This window comes from Pseudomonas sp. ADAK2 TE3594 (assembly GCF_053628675.1).
The window spans coordinates 2,336,651-2,352,303 of record NZ_JBRJGV010000001.1; the positions used below are offsets into that span (position 1 = coordinate 2,336,651).

The window sequence follows — 15,653 nt, forward strand, 5'->3', positions numbered from 1 at the left end:
GGAGCGGGCTTGCCCGCGAAAGCGGTGTGTCAGGTGGCATCGATATTGACTGTGCCGCCGCCATCGCGGGCAAGCCCGCTCCCACAGGGGATAGCGGGAATGCCGGGGCGCAGTTACACCCGAAACTGCTTGAGCAACCCGTTCAACTGTTCGCTCAGTTCCTTGAGGTGAACGCTGGCCACGCTCGACTGTTCGGCCGCCAGTGCCGTGCTGTGGGACCACCCGGCTGCCTGGGTGACGTTCTGATTGATGTCTTCCACCACGTGGGCCTGCTGCAACGTCGCACTGGCAATCGAGGCGTTCAACCCGTTGAGGTTGCGCAAGGCCTGGCCGATGGCATTCAGGCTGGCGCCGGCCAGACCGGCCTGCTCGATGGTCAGTTGCGATGCACGGCTGCTGTCGCCAATCACCTTGACCGCTGCTTCGGAATGGCTTTGCAGGCGTTCGATCATCGACTGGATTTCCGCCGTCGACTTTTGAGTGCGCTGGGCCAACAGGCGTACTTCATCGGCAACCACCGCAAACCCGCGACCTTGCTCGCCGGCCCGAGCGGCTTCGATGGCGGCGTTGAGAGCCAGCAGGTTGGTTTGCTCGGCGATGGAGCGGATCACTTCCAGAACGCTGCCGATTTGCGTGCTTTCGGCGGCCAGCGTACGAATCACTTCAACAGCTTGATCGATGGTCGCAGACAGCTTGTCGATCTGCTGCAAGCTGCCATCGATATTGACCTGTCCCTGCTGCGCCTCAGATTCGGCATTGCGCATTTCGCTGGCCGCGTGTTCGGCGTTCTTGGCCACGTCCTGCACGCCGTAGGTCACTTCGTTGATCGCGGTCGCCACCAGTTCCATCTGTTGCGACTGCTGCTGGCTGCGTTGCTGGGCTTGCTCGGCATCGTTGCCCAGTTCGCGGGAAGACTGGCCCAGCGCGCCGGCGGATACCTGCAACTGACTGATCACCAGGCGCAGTTTCGCGGTGAAGGCGTTGAAGTGCCGGGCCAATTGCGTGACTTCGTCCTGGCCGTGGGTATCGAGGCTGCGGGTCAGGTCGCTTTCACCGCTGGCGATGTTGGCCATGGCGTTCACGGTTTCCTGGAGCGGGCGCACGATGCTGCGGGCAATCATGATCACCAGCAACGCCATGATCAGGGCAATCACCAGGCCCACGAAAGACGCCTTCCAGACCTGTACATAAAACTCGGCCTGCATGTCATCGATGTACACGCCCGAACCGATCACCCAACCCCAAGGCTCGAACAGTTTCACGTAGGAGGTTTTTTCCACCGGCGCGCTGGCGCCCGGTTTCGGCCAGCGGTAATCGACCATGCCGGCACCCTTGGCCTTGGCGATGGCGACCATCTCGTTGAACAGCGCGAAACCGTCGGGGTCGCGAATCGTTGAAAGGTTCTGGCCTTCAAGTTTCGGATTGGTCGGGTGCATGACCATGACGGGCGTCAGATCATTGATCCAGAAATAGTCATTCTGGTCGTAGCGCAAACCGCGCACGGCGGTCAGTGCCTGCTTTTGCGCGGCGTCGCGGGTGAGGGTGCCGGCAGTTTCCAGGCCTTGATAGTAGGTGAGGATGCCACTGGCGGTCTGCACCACGTGCTGGGTCTTTTGGGCCTTGGCCTGATAGAGATCGTCGTGAATCTGCTTGAGCATCAACACGCCCAACGTCAACAGCATCACCACGGCCACGATCAAGATGAGCCACAAGCGTCGGCTGATCGACACACTGCGCAAGCTGTTCATAACGCTGTTACTCCGTTTTCTTGTTCTTGTCATAAACGATCGCCAGCATCCAACCACACTTTGCCGATCGGGCCTATGCGACTCAGGTCCTATTACGCGGCAGCGTAAATGAGGCGTGTCTGATAGGATTTCGGCCCCGCACGGAAAAACCTGAGTCCAGGTTGATTTTTCACGAAGTTTTTACGGTTTTGTGTGGATATTGCGCGCGCGGGGCTTCAGCCAAGGCTGATTGCGTTTAACGCTTTACAAATTATTAACGGAGCATGCCTGGGGGTATTGCTTCTTGGGGGATTGATGGATCTTTGGACGGCCTTTCAGGCATTGATTTTAGGCGTTGTAGAAGGGCTGACGGAGTTCTTGCCCATTTCCAGTACCGGGCACCAGATCATTGTGGCGGACTTGCTCAACTTTGGGGGCGAGCGGGCCATGGCCTTCAACATCATCATTCAGCTCGGGGCGATCCTGGCGGTGGTCTGGGAGTTTCGTCGCAAGATCTTCGACGTGGCCATCGGTTTGCCGACGCAGCCCAGCGCTCGACGCTTTACCGCGAACCTGTTGATCGCCTTCCTGCCGGCCGTGGTATTGGGGGTGATTTTCGCCGACTTGATTCACAAGTACCTGTTCAACCCGATTACCGTGGCCACCGCATTGGTCGTGGGCGGGATCATCATGTTGTGGGCTGAACGCCGTCAGCATGAAGTGCATGCTGAAAGCGTCGACGACATCACCTGGAAAGATGCCTTGAAAGTCGGCTTTGCCCAATGCCTGGCGATGATCCCCGGAACCTCGCGTTCCGGCTCGACCATCATTGGCGGTTTGCTGTTCGGGCTGTCGCGCAAGACGGCCACCGAGTTCTCGTTCTTCCTCGCCATGCCGACCATGGTCGGCGCGGCAGTGTACTCGGGCTACAAATACCGCGACCTGTTCGTGCCGGCTGATTTTCCGGTGTTCGCCATTGGCTTCGTCACGGCGTTCATCTTTGCGATGATCGCCGTGCGGGGCTTGCTCAAGTTCATCGCCAGCCACAGCTACGCGGCGTTCGCCTGGTATCGCATCGCGTTCGGTCTGGTGATCCTGGCCACTTGGCAATTCGGCTGGGTCGACTGGACAGCGGCCAAGCCATGAGCGATTCCGGTGCGCGCAACAATAACCCCGGACGCAAGCCCGGGGGCGCCATGCAGAACCTGCGGCTGAAACTGCTGGTATTCGTTGTGCTGTGCGCAGTGCCGTTGTTTGGCTCGGTGTCGCTATGGCTGCACGGGGTGTCGGTGATTCCCCTGGCGGCCTACGGCATCGTCAGCGTGCTGGCGTTTTTCCTGTACTGGAGCGACAAGCACAAGGCCCGCGCCGACAGCTGGCGTACGCCGGAGAACGTCTTGCACGCGGTGGAACTGGCGGGTGGTTGGCCGGGCGCCTTGCTGGCCCAGCAAGTGTTTCGGCACAAGACCCGCAAAGTCTCGTTTCAACTGGTGTTCTGGCTCATCGTGCTGATGCATCAGGTGTTCTGGATCGACCAGCTGTTTCTGGGCGCTAACCTGTTTGCGTTGTTTTAAAGCGCTTCAAAGCAATAAGCCGACCTGCGTGCGCTTGGGCAACTTGCTCACCACCAATTGGTGGGAGCGTTGCAGCAAGCCTTGCAGTTCTTCGGTGCCCAGCGGGTAGGGCGTTTCCATGATGACCCACTGGGCCCGGGCCAGATACGGCGCCGGGTGAATGCCCGGCCGGTCGCAGTGGCCCAGGAACAGGTCCTTGTCGACCTTGAAAGCCAGGGACTGTCCGCGCAGGTTTTGCAAAGCGAACATCTTGTTCCCGGCAATCGAAAACACCCGCACGCCACCCCACTTGTAGTCCTCCCGCGCACCAGGCAGCGCCAGGCAAAATTGCGCGACGTCCTCTTCGCTCATTAATCGCGCTTTCATAACAGTCTGTCCCCACAAGCATTGAATGATTCGATCAAATGGTCGATCCAGGCGCGCACCGCTGGCATCACCCCGCGTCGATGAGGGTAGACGGCTTGCAGCCAGCCGCCTGGCAATGACCAGTCGGGCAACAGTTGCACCAGCGTGCCGTTTTCCAGCTCCTGCTCGCAATACATCATGGGCAGCACGGTAAAGCCCAGCCCGGACAGGGTACAAGCCTTGCGCACGAGAAAATCATCGACTCCCAATCGGGCTTCGAATGTCATTTCACAGGCCTTGCCATGCTGGTCGAGCATCCGCAGATGCACCAGCCGATCGGCTTCCAGGGCGCCCAGTATCGGTACGTTTTTCAAGTCGTCCGGGGTTTTGATCTGCCGCTCGCGAAGAAACGCCGGGCTGGCGACCATGACGGTCTGTGCCTGACGCAGGCGGCGGGTGACCAGCAATGGATCTTCATCACCCAGATCCCGCACTCTCAAGGCGACATCGACGCCTTCGGTCACCAGATCAACCCGGCGGTTGAGCAGCATCACCTCCAGTTGCACCTGCGGAAACTTCTCCAGAAAGTTACTGATTATTCCCGGCAGCACTTCGTGGGCCAACCCGACAGGGCAGGACACCCGCAGTCGTCCCCGGGGTTCACTGGACATGCTGGCCACCGCTTCGTCGGCCATCTCGGCTTCCAGCAGCATCGCCTGACAGTGCCGCAGGTAGCGCTCGCCTACGGCGGTCAGGTTGAGTTGGCGGGTAGTGCGTTGCAGCAGGCGCGCGCCCAGGCGCTCTTCCAGCTCGGCAATGCGTCGCGACAACCGGGACTTGGGAATCCCCAGCAAACGCCCGGCCGCTGCGAAACCGCCGGCGTCGACCACCTTGGCGAAGTAATAGAGGTCGTTAAGGTCTTGCATGATTCAAATCCGATTGTTCTATCAGTGAGACGAACTATCGCATTGTTGCTGACTAATCAGCTATTGGTTTCGTCGATAGGATTGTCTCCATCAGATCGCCGGGTGGCGATCCTCACCTTGGAGATCCCACATGAAATTACTGCATATCGATTCGAGCATTCTGGGTGACAACTCGGCTTCCCGTCAGTTGAGCGGCGAAGTCGTCAAAGCCTGGCAAACCGCCGAGCCTGGCGTAGCGGTGACTTACCGCGACCTGGCTGCCGATGCCATCAGCCATTTCTCCGCCACCACCCTGGTTGCCGCCGGTACCGCCGCTGAGCTGCGCAACGCCGCGCAACAACACGAAGCCGAGCTGAGCGCGCAGACCCTGGCCGAATTCCTCGCCGCCGATGCCGTGGTGATTGCAGCGCCAATGTACAACTTCACCATTCCGACCCAGCTCAAGGCCTGGATCGACCGCATCGCCGTGGCCGGTCAGACTTTCCGCTACACCGAAGCCGGCCCTGAAGGCCTGTGCGGCGGCAAGAAAGTAGTCATCGTTTCGACGTCTGGCGGTTTGCATGTTGGCCAACCAACCGGCACTGCTCACGAAGACTACTTGAAGGTGCTGTTTGGCTTCATCGGCATCACCGACATCGAGTTCGTCCGCGCCCATGGCCTGGCCTACGGTGATGAAGTGCGCACTAAAGCCATGAGCGACGCCCAGGCGCACATCAGCGAGCAATTGTTCGCTGCCGCGTAAGGCTTGCGTAAAGTCGTAAACAGCTCGGGCAATACCCTTGAAACTCTGTATTCTGGTCATCGTGATGGCCAGGTACGGAGTTTTTTGTTTCTGGCGGTGATCAGTTTCTGGCCCAGGTTATGCACCCGAGGCTTAACATCTGCGGTCAGGTAACAAGGTGGGGCATCCCATGGCGCGTCTTTGTGCAACGCTACTGATTTGCCTGCTCGGCAGCCTGAATTCAGTGCACGCCGCGCCTGCGCCGCATCCTCACTGGAGCGTCGGCTTCCATGAGATGACGTTCCTCGATCCGCTGGACTTGCAGCCGATGCGCGCCATTGCCTTTTACCCGTCCAGTGAAAGGGAACATTCCAGCACGCTCGAGGGCTACACGGTCGAAGCCGGTGAAGACACCAAAGTCGCCATCGGACGTTTCCCGATGCTGATGCTGTCCCACGGCAACACCGGAACCCCGCTGGCCCTGCACGACCTCGCTACCTCATTGGCGCGCAAGGGTTTCGTGGTGGTGGCGGTGATCCATCCCGGCGACAACTCCAAAGACCATAGCCGCCTCGGCACCTTGAGCAACCTTTATGGTCGGCCGATCCAGATTTCCGAAGCCATTACCGCGACACTCAGCGACCGGATGCTCGCGCCCTTCGTCAATGCCGAACAGGTCGGTGTGATTGGCTATTCGGCGGGCGGTGAGACTGCGTTGATCCTGTCCGGTGCCACCCCGGATCTGGATCGTCTGCGCCGTTATTGCCAGGAGCGCCCGGATGATCACGATGCCTGCAACACGCAGGGCGAACTGATCGTCGACCGCGATGACTTGCAGCCAGTGGCAGACCCGCGCGTGCATGCCTTGCTGCTGATGGCGCCGCTGAGTCTGAAGTTCGGCCGCCATACCCTGGCCGACGTGCATGTGCCGGTGCTGCTATACAGCGGCGATGGCGACAAACTGGTGGCGTTCGACAAAAACGCCGCAGCGCTTGCGCGCAAACTACCGACCGCACCGGACTTCAAACTGCTGGCCGGGGCAGGGCACTTCGTGTTCCTGGCGCCGTGCAACGAAGAACAGATCGCCGCCATGCCGGCACTGTGCACCGATGCCGACGGCGTCGACCGCAAGGATATTCACCGCAACATGATCTCCGAAGCCGGACGGTTCTTCTCCCATGCCTTGGGCAAACCCACCCGCGCCGGGATGCAAACCGCGGATCAATAAACTCCCCGGACCTCTTGTGGGATCGAGCCTGTGGCGAGGGGGCTTGCCCCCGTTTGAGTGCGTAGCACTCACAAAATTTTTGGTACATCAGAGATTTGGGGACTGCTTCGCAGCCCAACGGGGGCAAGCCCCCTCGCCACAGGCTCGCTCCCACAGGGGATTGCAGGTGTGTCAGGCCATTGCGCGGTGTTTCAGTATTAAGGTCAAACCGAGTCCGGTCACCGACAACAACGCCGCACTAAAGAAAATCCACGAATACCCCAGGTTCAACGCCACTGCGCCCATCAGCGGTCCGGCAATCGCCAGTGCCAGATCGAAAAACACCGCATAGGCACTCAAACCCGCTCCGCGACTGGAATTGGGTACTTGCTTGATGGCTTCCACCCCCAGCGCCGGATACACCAGCGACAGGCCGAACCCGGTCAGCCCGGCGCCGATCAAGGCATAACCCGTCGAGGGCGCCAGCCACAGCAGGACCAGCCCCACGGTTTCAATGGTCATGCAGGCGATGGCGGAGGTGAAGCCGCCGAAACGGCTGATGCTGGAGATGAACAACAACCGCGCCAGAATGAAACAGACCCCGAATACCGTCAGGCAATAAGCCGCGCCGGTCCAGCCAAGGCTGACGTAATACAGGGTAATAAAGGTAGTGAGCGTGCCGTAACCGATGGATGCCAGGCTCAGGCTCGCGCCGAAGGGAGCAATGCGCCCGAACACTGCCCAGAATGGCAGCCGCTCGCCGCGAATCACCGGCACCGAAGGTTTGTTGCGGATCAACAGCAACGCCAGCAGGGCCAGTAACGACAGCGCGATCCCGAGGCTGGCGAACCCCAGTTCAGCGACCATCACCACCCCCAGCGGCGCGCCGATAGCGATGGCGCCGTAGGAGGCGATCCCGTTCCAGGAAATCGAACGCGCCGTGTGCTCGGCACCGACCTGGCCCATGCACCAACTGATCGTGCCGACCCCGATCAACCCTTGAGCGATGCCCAGCAACAAGCGGCCAGCGATCAGGATGATCAGGCTCAACAACGGCAAACCTTGCAGCAAGGTCGACAGCAATGTCAGCACGCCGCTCAACGCAATCCCCGACAAGCCGTAAACAATCGCCCGCTTGGTGCCGATGCTGTCCGACAGACGTCCAGCCATGGGCCGGCTGAGCAGGGTGGCCAGGTACTGAGAACCAATGGTCAGCCCCGCCACGATGGCGCTGAACCCCAATTGTTCATGGACATACCCGGGCAACACCGCAATCGGCAGGCCGATGCAGAGGAAGGCAATAAAGGTATAGAAAACGATGGAGACGATCTGCAGGGTGATCGCCATGGAGCTTTGCGGGGGCAGTTGCTGCACAGACATGGGAGCTCGTTCGCGGGCGGCGGTAGGAGAACTGCATCATGGCGCGGGCGGGGAATAAAAGGAAGCAGGCTAACTATATTGGCCTGGCGATCGTTCCCACGCTCTGCGTGGGAATGCATCCCGTGACGCTCTGCGTCACCCTTCAAAGCGGGAACGCGGAGCGTCCCTGGCGGCATTCCCACGCAGAGCGTGGGAACGATCAGCCCCGTCACCAGGACAGGGCTTTTCGATTGAAGCTTGCAGCCGTCTTACATCAACACACCCTGACTACGCAGGTAGTCGTCATAGGTGCCGCTGAAGTCGATCACGCCATCGGCGCTCAACTCGATGATGCGGGTGGCCAGGGACGATACGAACTCACGGTCGTGGCTGACGAAGATCAGCGTGCCCGGGTAGTTCTCCAGCGCCAGGTTCAGCGCTTCGATGGATTCCATGTCCAAGTGGTTGGTCGGTTCGTCCATGATCAGCACGTTTGGCTTTTGCAGGATCAGCTTGCCGAACAGCATGCGACCTTGCTCACCACCGGAGATGACCTTGACCGACTTGAGGATCTCGTCGTTGGAGAACAGCATCCGGCCGAGGGTGCCGCGAACGATTTGCTCGCCGCCCTGGGTCCACTGGCCCATCCAGTCGAACAGGTTGCAATCGTCTTCGAAGTCGTGAGCGTGGTCCTGGGCGTAGTAGCCCAGTTCAGCGGCGTCGGTCCACTTCACGGTGCCGGCATCCGGGGTCAGTTCGTTGACCAGGGTGCGCAGCAGGGTGGTTTTACCGATACCGTTCGGGCCGATGATCGCCACGCGCTCGCCGGCTTCAACCTGGAAGCTGAAGTCCTTGAACAGTGTCTTGCCGTCGAAGCCTTTGGCCATGCGCTCAACGATGACTGCCTGACGGTGCAGCTTCTTGGTTTGCTCGAAACGGATGAACGGGCTCACACGGCTCGAAGGCTTGACTTCGGCCAGTTGGATCTTGTCGATCGCCTTGGCGCGGGAGGTCGCTTGCTTGGCTTTCGAGGCGTTGGCCGAGAAGCGGCTGACGAACGATTGCAGTTCCGAAATTTGTGCCTTCTTCTTGGCGTTGTCCGACAGCAGTTGCTCGCGGGACTGGGTCGCCACGGTCATGTACTCGTCGTAGTTGCCCGGGAACAGGCGCAGCTCGCCGTAATCCAGGTCAGCCATGTGGGTGCACACGCTGTTCAGGAAGTGACGGTCGTGGGAGATGATGATCATCAGGCTGGAGCGCTGGGTCAGAATGTTTTCCAGCCAGCGGATGGTGTTGATGTCCAGGTGGTTGGTCGGTTCGTCGAGCAGCAGCACTTCAGGATCGGAGAACAGCGCCTGCGCCAGCAACACGCGCAGTTTCCAGCCCGGAGACACTTCGCTCATCGGGCCGAAGTGCTGCTCGATGCCGATACCCAGGCCCAGCAACAGCTCGCCGGCACGGGATTCGGCGGTGTAGCCGTCCATTTCGGCAAATTCGGTTTCCAGCTCGGCCACGGCCATGCCGTCTTCTTCGGTCATTTCCGGCAGCGAGTAGATGCGGTCGCGCTCGGCCTTGACCTTCCACAGCTCTTCGTGACCCATGATCACGGTGTCGATCACGGTGAATTCTTCGTAGGCGAACTGGTCCTGGCGCAGTTTACCCAGACGCACATTCGGCTCGAGCATGACCTGGCCGCCGGACGGCTCGAGGTCGTTACCGAGAATTTTCATGAAGGTCGACTTGCCGCAACCGTTGGCGCCGATCAGGCCATAGCGGTTACCGGCGCCGAATTTGACCGAAACGTTTTCGAATAGCGGCTTGGCGCCGAACTGCATCGTGATGTTAGCTGTGGAGATCAATTACTTTACCTATCAATGGGTTGCGAGCTGCGCAATTGGCGCTTAGGCCATTCCTGGGGCGTTCTGGAGTTTCTTTCCATCTCTCCCCAGTCACCGCTAGAGTTCAACCAGCGCGCATAAGTCGAGAGCAGCATCTGGACGCGGTGTCCAAGCTGTTGGGCAATAAAGGCGGGATTCATGCCAGACATTGTGCATATTGTCGCATAAGTGTGACGGCAGTTGTACGGTGGGCGATAACGTGTCGCACGCTTCTTCAAGGTCTGGCCCCGGTTTGTGCAGAACCGGGATCTGTCTGATGGGTTGGCTCATCCTGAAGGGCGGGCAAACACAGGGAAGCTCCTTGATCGCACCTCAATGTTATTTTTGTTCAGCGTTGTGTTCGGGACACTTGGCGTGGCTCTGGGTAAAGTCAGCACCGCTTGCCCGGCCTAGTGTGTTTCAGAAGGATTGCTGAATGGCCAGCACTTGGTCAGGGTGGGCACCCATTCAGACTCGTCTCTCCTTTGCCGCGCATGACGGCAGAAGGTGGAGAGGGGTCTATTCTTCTTCGTCAGGGGCCGGGTTTCCGAGCGCGCTGGCGCTTCGTTGTCATCACCGCTGACCATCACCTGATCGATAGCGGCTCGCAGATACTCTCCCTGGTTCTCGCCCAAGACACGCTCCTCGCCCGTCGTTCCCCCGGCAGGCTGTGAGTGGATTAGTGGATTACGCTGGAAAGCAGGCGGCGTGAGAGCGCAAGCGGACTTTCATCATGAAGGGGATCAAAATGAAACTGATTTTGGTGATGCTTGTTGTGGGTCTGTTGGCTTGGAAGCTGTCCCCTGAATTACAGTCCTGGGCTGCGGCTCAACTATCGACCCCCAAAGAAATCGTTAGAGTCGTGACTGTGCCGAAGCCTGTTTCAGCGCCATTCAAATGTGATGGACGCAAATATTGTTCGCAGATGACCTCGTGCGCAGAGGCCAAGAAATTTCTGCAAAATTGCCCGGGAATGAAAATGGACGGTGACAACGACGCCATCCCCTGTGAGTCGCAGTGGTGCCAATGACTATTGGCCGCTCAGCGTCAGGCCGAATGGTTTAATGACGGTATCAGTGCAGCGGGCGTTGCTGGAGGGAAGAGGGCTGCCGTCAAAACTATTGACCGGCTAATGGATTAGTATTCCTTCCCCCAACCCAAGGAAACATGGAAGTGAGACACAAATACGCAACAGGTTTGTTTTTTCTATTGACGATTGTAACGGCTCAATGTGCTTACTCCGGCGCTACAGACGAGTCCGTTGAGAACGCCTCATTGCTTTGCAAAATTCTGGATGGCAACGACGCCTTGACTCAGGCCTCCGAGTTCTCAAGCGAGGATCGTTCGGTCAATATCTCTGTAGACAGCTCTCCAGAAGAAGCCAGCAAGCTTTGCCCCGTCATCAGTGCCATCGTCGAGCATCACGATCTGGTTTTTGCGCAAGGCTGGACCGTGCAGATCACCTCTTCAGGCAGTGACTATAAAGTTGTCGCTGTCTGCCCACTGTAAACAACTCGCTGGCAGCGGTTGACAGTCTGGCATTGCCGCACGTTGAACAACGTGCGACAAGCCGGCGACTGGCCAGGTCGAGACTCAGAGCAAATACCCAGCGGTTTGTCCGAGATGGTTATCCTGCCCTCCAATAATGAGGTGCAGTGGAATGTGTTGTTGTTCATCCATAGAGGGAATTTCGAAACTTCCCACTATTTGAAGGTGTCGCTCATTCAGCCCGGTCGACTCTTCTTCTTTTGCCTTAGCCATTCTCGCGTGGTTCGCTGCGATTTCATTGAGAGTTGACACGTTACATCTCCCGGTGACTGACCAAGCGTATCGCTGGAGTCCTAAGCGTTAATTTAATTGCCGCCGCGTCAGAATTACGTCGTTCTGGGGCTGCTAGGTCCCGCCTTTGCAAAGCCTAAGCCAGACGGGGCCGCGTATTGAGTGTCGTGTTTACATATTCGACGGATGATGGTATGGCAGGAGGCTACTATCGGGAGAGCGGTTCGCATTACCTGCCGACCCGCGCTACTAATGCGTGGACACATTTTCACAGTTGAAGGTTAACTATTAGTTACAAAGTGTGGCTAAAATGCCATTTTTCGACCCCATGCCGACCGCCGGCATGGCTCAAGAACGCGCCATCGGGACGCAGTTTGTTCATTTCTGACGTGTGACGATTTTCGTGAAACTTATCATTGCCGCTATTTATGTCATCTCCATCGCGTATGTTCACTTGCGCGGTAAGGTGCGCCACAATTTAGGCCGCCAACTGAGCGATCACTCGACGTTTCTGGCGCCGATCAATTGCTTCCTTTATCTGTTCTCGAAAACGCCCAATAAGCCTTATCTCAATCCGGCAGACTTTCCCGACTTGAGCCCTTTGCAGGCTCATTGGGAAGAGATTCGCGCCGAAGGCCAGAATCTGCTCAAGGCCGGGGAGATCAAGCGTTCGAATCAGTATGACGACGTTGGTTTCAATTCGTTTTTCAAAAGTGGCTGGAAACGTTTCTATCTCAAATGGTACGGCGACAGTCACCCGTCGGCCGCAAAGCTCTGCCCGCGTACGACTGAACTGGTGCAAAGCATCGGCTCGATCAAGGCCGCGATGTTCGCCGAACTGCCGCCGGGTTCGAAACTGGTCCGTCACCGCGATCCTTATGCCGGTTCTTACCGTTATCACTTGGGGCTGGAAACGCCGAACGATGCCGGTTGCTACATCAACGTCGACGGTGAGAACTACTATTGGCGCGACGGCGAGGCCGTGATGTTCGATGAGACCTTCATTCACTACGCCGAAAACACCACTGCGCAGAACCGCATCATTCTGTTCTGTGACATCGAGCGGCCGATGAGGTATCGCTGGGCGGCGGCGTTCAACCGTTGGTTCAGCCGTACAGTGATGGCGGCGGCGGGCGCGCCGAACGATGCGGGCGACAAGGTCGGCGGCATCAACCGCTTGTTCGCCAAAATCTACAAAATTCGCCTGCGCGGCAAAGCGCTCAAGAAGCGTAACCGCACTCGCTACTACTTGGAGAAGTGGGCGATTTTTGCTGGGTTGTTGGCGATTTTTGTTTTGATCTGAGTGTTGCGTTGTGGCGCATGACGCCATCGCGGGCAAGCCCGCTCCCACAGTGTCCGCGTCGAATACAAATTTTGCGAACGCCGCCGAACCTGTGGGAGCGGGCTTGCCCGCGAAGAGGCCGGTATTTTCACCGCATAATTTATGAATGCTACTGTGACCCGTCAGCCGCGAGAATGCTTCGTGGCTTTTTTGTCTGCGCTCGTTTTGGCTTTTGCCGAGCCTTTACCGCCGCCCTTGCCACCAAGACTGCGTTTGAGCAGTTCGGTCAGATCAATAACATCGGCGGTTTTACGCACCTCTTCACCCGTCACGGTTTCGACATCTTCGATCTTGCCTTCATTCGCCTTCTTCTCGACCAGCGCCATGATCTTGTCTTCGAAGCTGTCGCGGTACTCTTCGGGCGTCCAGTCGGCACTCATGTCCTCCACCAGCCGTTTGGCCATCTCCAGCTCACCTTTGGCCAGATCCGGCTTGGTCACTTCACTGCCCAGCTCCAGTTGATCCAGGCTGTGCACTTCGGCGGGCCAGCGCAGCATTACCAGCACCATGGCAGACTCCAGCGGCATGAGGGCGGCCAAGTGTTGGCGTGAGTGCAGCACCACACGGGCCAGGGCGACCTTGTCGGTTTTGCTGAGGGTTTCGCGCAACAGCGCATAGACCTTGCCGCCGCGTTTGTCCGGCGCGAGGTAGTAGGGCGTGTCGATGTTTTGCAGGGGGATCTGCTCGCTGCCGACAAAGGCGAAAATGTCGATGGTTTGGGTCGACAGTGGATGAGCCGAGCGAATCTCCTCTTCACTGAGCACCACGTAACGTCCTTTTTCGTACTCGATCCCTTTGACGATGTGCTCTTGGGTGACTTCCTTGCCGGTGACCTTGTTGATGCGCTTGTAGCCGACCGGGTCCATGCTGCGGCTGTCGAGCCAGTTGAAGTCGATCCCGCGCGAAGACGTCGCCGAAACCAGCGCAACGGGAATGTGCACCAGGCCGAAACTGATTGCGCCTTTCCAGATTGCCCGTGCCATCGTCATGATCTCGTCGTTGATGTTCTGGTGACCTGTGGCCGAGGGCAAAAGTTTCAGTCTGCAGCGCCCCGAGCCTGCGGACGGATCGGCGGTGCGGTTAACTCGTGTTACATCTGTGGGGGAGGTTTTAGTTAACAAATCCGAACCCTGGGCGTAGCGTGGCTCTATTCATCCATGAAGCGTGGCACGCTCATTTAGAGAGGTCCTCATGAACCGATGTGTGCTCGGCGTCATCGCGATATTGAGTGGCGTGCTAAGCCCTTTGGCTCTGGCAGACGCCGCATCGCCGTCCTCGCCCTTGCTGCTGGCGCAGAACCTGCCGGGAAGCAACAACAATCCCTACAACAGCCCGATTCGCCGGGCCAATCCCAACAGCATGCAAGGCACACAACCCAACATCCCGGTAATCCGCGGGCCCAACACGGTGCCTGTGCCACGACCGCCAACGCTCGATAACGGCGGTATCGGCAACCGCTATCCGCAAGATCGACCGGCGCCCACCAGCCAACCGAAATTCATTCCCAATCCACCGTCCCGGGACTCGAACCGCAACTACCGTTGAACGGCAGGACAGAGGTCTTGCCAGCCATTTTGACGACAAAAGGAATCGTGCATGTTGCGTAAAACCCTCTTGGCCACCTTCTGTGCCAGCGCATTATTTACAGTCACGGCGCCCGTTTTCGCGGCGCCGACACAGGATATGAAAAGCGAGCAAGGCACCCTTGAGCTCACGCCCATCGTTAAAGGCCTGGAACACCCTTGGGCGCTGGCGTTTCTGCCCGACCGTCAAGGGATGCTGGTGACCGAGCGGCCCGGCAACCTGCGGCTGGTCAGCGCCGACGGCAAACTCTCGGGCCCGCTCAGCGGCGTGCCTCAGGTCTGGGCCAAGGGGCAAGGCGGATTGCTCGACGTGGTGTTGTCGCCCGACTTCAAACAAGACCGCATGGTCTATCTGTCTTACGCCGAAGGCGGCGGTGAGGGCGGCAAGGCCGGCACGGCGGTCGGTCGCGGACGGTTGTCGGAAGACCTGACGGCCATCAAGGATTTCAGGGTGATCTTCCGTCAGGAGCCCAAGCTCTCGGTCGGCAATCACTTCGGTTCGCGACTGGTGTTCGACCGCGACGGTTATCTGTTCATCACCCTGGGCGAGAATAACGACCGGCCCACGGCGCAGGACCTCGACAAGCTGCAAGGCAAGATCGTGCGGCTCTATCCGGACGGCAAGGTGCCGAAGGACAATCCCTTTGTCGGGCAAAAAGGCGTTCGCCCGGAAATCTGGTCCTACGGCCATCGCAACCCGCAAGGCGCGGCGCTCAACCCCTGGAGCGGCACGCTCTGGGAAAACGAGCACGGCCCCCAGGGCGGTGACGAGATCAACATCATCGAACGAGGCAAGAACTACGGCTGGCCGCTGGCAACCCACGGCATCAACTATTCCGGCCTGCCGATCCCGGAAGCCAAGGGCGAAACCGCCGAAGGCACCGTGGGCCCGCACCACGTCTGGGAAAAATCCCCTGGCCTCAGCGGCATGGCTTTCTACGATGGCGATCGCTTCAAGGCCTGGCAGCACAATGTGTTTATCGGGGCATTGGTGAATCAGGAGCTGATTCGCCTGCAGTTCGAAGGCGACAGGGTTGTTCACGAAGAGCGGTTGTTGGGTGAGCTCAACAAACGGATTCGCGATGTGCGGCAGGGACCGGATGGTTATTTGTATATACTGACCGATGAAGATGACGGGGGGCTGTACAAGCTTGGCCTGAAGTAACGCAAAAGTCCTGTGGCGAGGGAGCTTGCTCCCGTCGGGGTGCGAAGC

Annotated in this window: 16 protein-coding genes; 9 read left to right on the forward strand and 7 right to left on the reverse strand. The window is 58.7% G+C overall.

Annotated elements, in window-relative coordinates; translation table 11 throughout:
• Positions 1-113: 113 nt before the first annotated feature.
• Complete coding sequence (locus AB7M22_RS10655; RefSeq protein WP_454186235.1) at positions 114-1,748, reverse strand: methyl-accepting chemotaxis protein; 1,635 nt, start codon at positions 1,746-1,748, stop codon at positions 114-116.
• A 294-nt stretch (positions 1,749-2,042) separates the two neighbouring features.
• On the opposite strand from AB7M22_RS10655, the gene AB7M22_RS10660 reads away from it, so the two are divergent.
• Positions 2,043-2,873 carry an undecaprenyl-diphosphate phosphatase gene (locus tag AB7M22_RS10660; protein ID WP_454186236.1) on the forward strand — a complete coding sequence of 277 codons (831 nt, stop codon included), beginning with the start codon at positions 2,043-2,045 and terminating at the stop codon, positions 2,871-2,873.
• Positions 2,870-3,301 carry a DUF1294 domain-containing protein gene (locus tag AB7M22_RS10665; RefSeq protein WP_454186237.1) on the forward strand — a complete coding sequence of 144 codons (432 nt, stop codon included), beginning with the start codon at positions 2,870-2,872 and terminating at the stop codon, positions 3,299-3,301. Before AB7M22_RS10660 ends, AB7M22_RS10665 begins: the two co-directional genes overlap by 4 nt.
• 6 nt (positions 3,302-3,307) lie before the next feature.
• Here the strand turns inward: AB7M22_RS10665 and AB7M22_RS10670 are convergent, their stop codons facing one another.
• Together AB7M22_RS10670 and AB7M22_RS10675 are read right to left on the reverse strand one after the other, a co-directional pair.
• Entirely contained in the window at positions 3,308-3,667 is a 360-nt protein-coding gene (locus tag AB7M22_RS10670) for an MmcQ/YjbR family DNA-binding protein (protein ID WP_007897338.1), read from the reverse strand.
• Positions 3,664-4,572: a LysR substrate-binding domain-containing protein gene (locus AB7M22_RS10675; protein WP_454186238.1), complete on the reverse strand. Its 909-nt coding sequence runs from the start codon at positions 4,570-4,572 to the stop codon at positions 3,664-3,666. Before AB7M22_RS10675 ends, AB7M22_RS10670 begins: the two co-directional genes overlap by 4 nt.
• A gap of 130 nt (positions 4,573-4,702) precedes the next feature.
• Here AB7M22_RS10675 and AB7M22_RS10680 point away from each other — a divergent pair, with 130 nt between their 5' ends.
• Together AB7M22_RS10680 and AB7M22_RS10685 are read left to right on the forward strand one after the other, a co-directional pair.
• Positions 4,703-5,314, forward strand: coding sequence for an FMN-dependent NADH-azoreductase (locus AB7M22_RS10680; protein ID WP_454186239.1), 612 nt, complete (start codon positions 4,703-4,705; stop codon positions 5,312-5,314).
• Positions 5,315-5,483: 169 nt separating this feature from the next.
• Positions 5,484-6,521, forward strand: a complete 1,038-nt coding sequence (locus tag AB7M22_RS10685) for an alpha/beta hydrolase family protein (RefSeq protein ID WP_008010810.1) — start codon at positions 5,484-5,486, stop codon at positions 6,519-6,521.
• A gap of 171 nt (positions 6,522-6,692) precedes the next feature.
• Here AB7M22_RS10685 and AB7M22_RS10690 read toward each other — a convergent pair whose 3' ends face one another.
• Together AB7M22_RS10690 and AB7M22_RS10695 are read right to left on the reverse strand one after the other, a co-directional pair.
• On the reverse strand, positions 6,693-7,880 hold the full coding sequence (locus tag AB7M22_RS10690) for an MFS transporter (RefSeq protein WP_454186240.1): 1,188 nt from the start codon (positions 7,878-7,880) through the stop codon (positions 6,693-6,695).
• A gap of 248 nt (positions 7,881-8,128) precedes the next feature.
• The gene (locus tag AB7M22_RS10695) at positions 8,129-9,718 is read right to left on the reverse strand and encodes an ABC-F family ATPase (protein ID WP_080772150.1); all 1,590 of its coding nucleotides are present in this window, start codon (positions 9,716-9,718) and stop codon (positions 8,129-8,131) included.
• A gap of 766 nt (positions 9,719-10,484) precedes the next feature.
• On the opposite strand from AB7M22_RS10695, the gene AB7M22_RS10700 reads away from it, so the two are divergent.
• Together AB7M22_RS10700 and AB7M22_RS10705 are read left to right on the forward strand one after the other, a co-directional pair.
• Positions 10,485-10,766, forward strand: coding sequence for an excalibur calcium-binding domain-containing protein (locus tag AB7M22_RS10700; RefSeq protein WP_008015179.1), 282 nt, complete (start codon positions 10,485-10,487; stop codon positions 10,764-10,766).
• A 137-nt stretch (positions 10,767-10,903) separates the two neighbouring features.
• Positions 10,904-11,245 (forward strand): hypothetical protein, encoded by a 342-nt coding sequence (locus AB7M22_RS10705; protein WP_454186241.1) that lies wholly within the window; start codon positions 10,904-10,906, stop codon positions 11,243-11,245.
• 84 nt (positions 11,246-11,329) lie between these two features.
• On the opposite strand, the gene AB7M22_RS10710 is transcribed toward AB7M22_RS10705, so the two are convergent.
• Complete coding sequence (locus tag AB7M22_RS10710) at positions 11,330-11,536, reverse strand: hypothetical protein (protein ID WP_454186242.1); 207 nt, start codon at positions 11,534-11,536, stop codon at positions 11,330-11,332.
• 382 nt (positions 11,537-11,918) lie between these two features.
• On the opposite strand from AB7M22_RS10710, the gene lpxO reads away from it, so the two are divergent.
• Positions 11,919-12,818 carry a lipid A hydroxylase LpxO gene (gene lpxO / locus AB7M22_RS10715; RefSeq protein ID WP_454186243.1) on the forward strand — a complete coding sequence of 300 codons (900 nt, stop codon included), beginning with the start codon at positions 11,919-11,921 and terminating at the stop codon, positions 12,816-12,818.
• Between the two features lie 161 nt (positions 12,819-12,979).
• Here the strand turns inward: lpxO and ku are convergent, their stop codons facing one another.
• Complete coding sequence (gene ku / locus AB7M22_RS10720) at positions 12,980-13,840, reverse strand: non-homologous end joining protein Ku (RefSeq protein WP_454188786.1); 861 nt, start codon at positions 13,838-13,840, stop codon at positions 12,980-12,982.
• 208 nt (positions 13,841-14,048) lie between these two features.
• On the opposite strand from ku, the gene AB7M22_RS10725 reads away from it, so the two are divergent.
• On the forward strand, positions 14,049-14,402 hold the full coding sequence (locus AB7M22_RS10725; protein WP_454186244.1) for a hypothetical protein: 354 nt from the start codon (positions 14,049-14,051) through the stop codon (positions 14,400-14,402).
• 51 nt (positions 14,403-14,453) lie between these two features.
• Positions 14,454-15,605, forward strand: a complete 1,152-nt coding sequence (locus tag AB7M22_RS10730; RefSeq protein WP_454186245.1) for a PQQ-dependent sugar dehydrogenase — start codon at positions 14,454-14,456, stop codon at positions 15,603-15,605.
• The last annotated feature ends 48 nt before the right edge of the window (positions 15,606-15,653 follow it).

What these genes read in the sequence shown, in the direction of transcription:
- AB7M22_RS10700 (WP_008015179.1), top strand. Translation starts at nt 10,485, where the DNA reads ATGAAACTGATTTTGGTGATGCTTGTTGTGGGTCTGTTGGCTTGGAAG.
- AB7M22_RS10670 (WP_007897338.1), bottom strand. Translation starts at nt 3,667, where the DNA reads ATGAAAGCGCGATTAATGAGCGAAGAGGACGTCGCGCAATTTTGCCTG.
- AB7M22_RS10655 (WP_454186235.1), bottom strand. Translation starts at nt 1,748, where the DNA reads ATGAACAGCTTGCGCAGTGTGTCGATCAGCCGACGCTTGTGGCTCATC.
- AB7M22_RS10665 (WP_454186237.1), top strand. Translation starts at nt 2,870, where the DNA reads ATGAGCGATTCCGGTGCGCGCAACAATAACCCCGGACGCAAGCCCGGG.
- AB7M22_RS10705 (WP_454186241.1), top strand. Translation starts at nt 10,904, where the DNA reads ATGGAAGTGAGACACAAATACGCAACAGGTTTGTTTTTTCTATTGACG.
- ku (WP_454188786.1), bottom strand. Translation starts at nt 13,840, where the DNA reads ATGGCACGGGCAATCTGGAAAGGCGCAATCAGTTTCGGCCTGGTGCAC.
- AB7M22_RS10730 (WP_454186245.1), top strand. Translation starts at nt 14,454, where the DNA reads ATGTTGCGTAAAACCCTCTTGGCCACCTTCTGTGCCAGCGCATTATTT.
- AB7M22_RS10690 (WP_454186240.1), bottom strand. Translation starts at nt 7,880, where the DNA reads ATGTCTGTGCAGCAACTGCCCCCGCAAAGCTCCATGGCGATCACCCTG.
- AB7M22_RS10660 (WP_454186236.1), top strand. Translation starts at nt 2,043, where the DNA reads ATGGATCTTTGGACGGCCTTTCAGGCATTGATTTTAGGCGTTGTAGAA.
- AB7M22_RS10675 (WP_454186238.1), bottom strand. Translation starts at nt 4,572, where the DNA reads ATGCAAGACCTTAACGACCTCTATTACTTCGCCAAGGTGGTCGACGCC.
- AB7M22_RS10725 (WP_454186244.1), top strand. Translation starts at nt 14,049, where the DNA reads ATGAACCGATGTGTGCTCGGCGTCATCGCGATATTGAGTGGCGTGCTA.
- AB7M22_RS10680 (WP_454186239.1), top strand. Translation starts at nt 4,703, where the DNA reads ATGAAATTACTGCATATCGATTCGAGCATTCTGGGTGACAACTCGGCT.
- AB7M22_RS10685 (WP_008010810.1), top strand. Translation starts at nt 5,484, where the DNA reads ATGGCGCGTCTTTGTGCAACGCTACTGATTTGCCTGCTCGGCAGCCTG.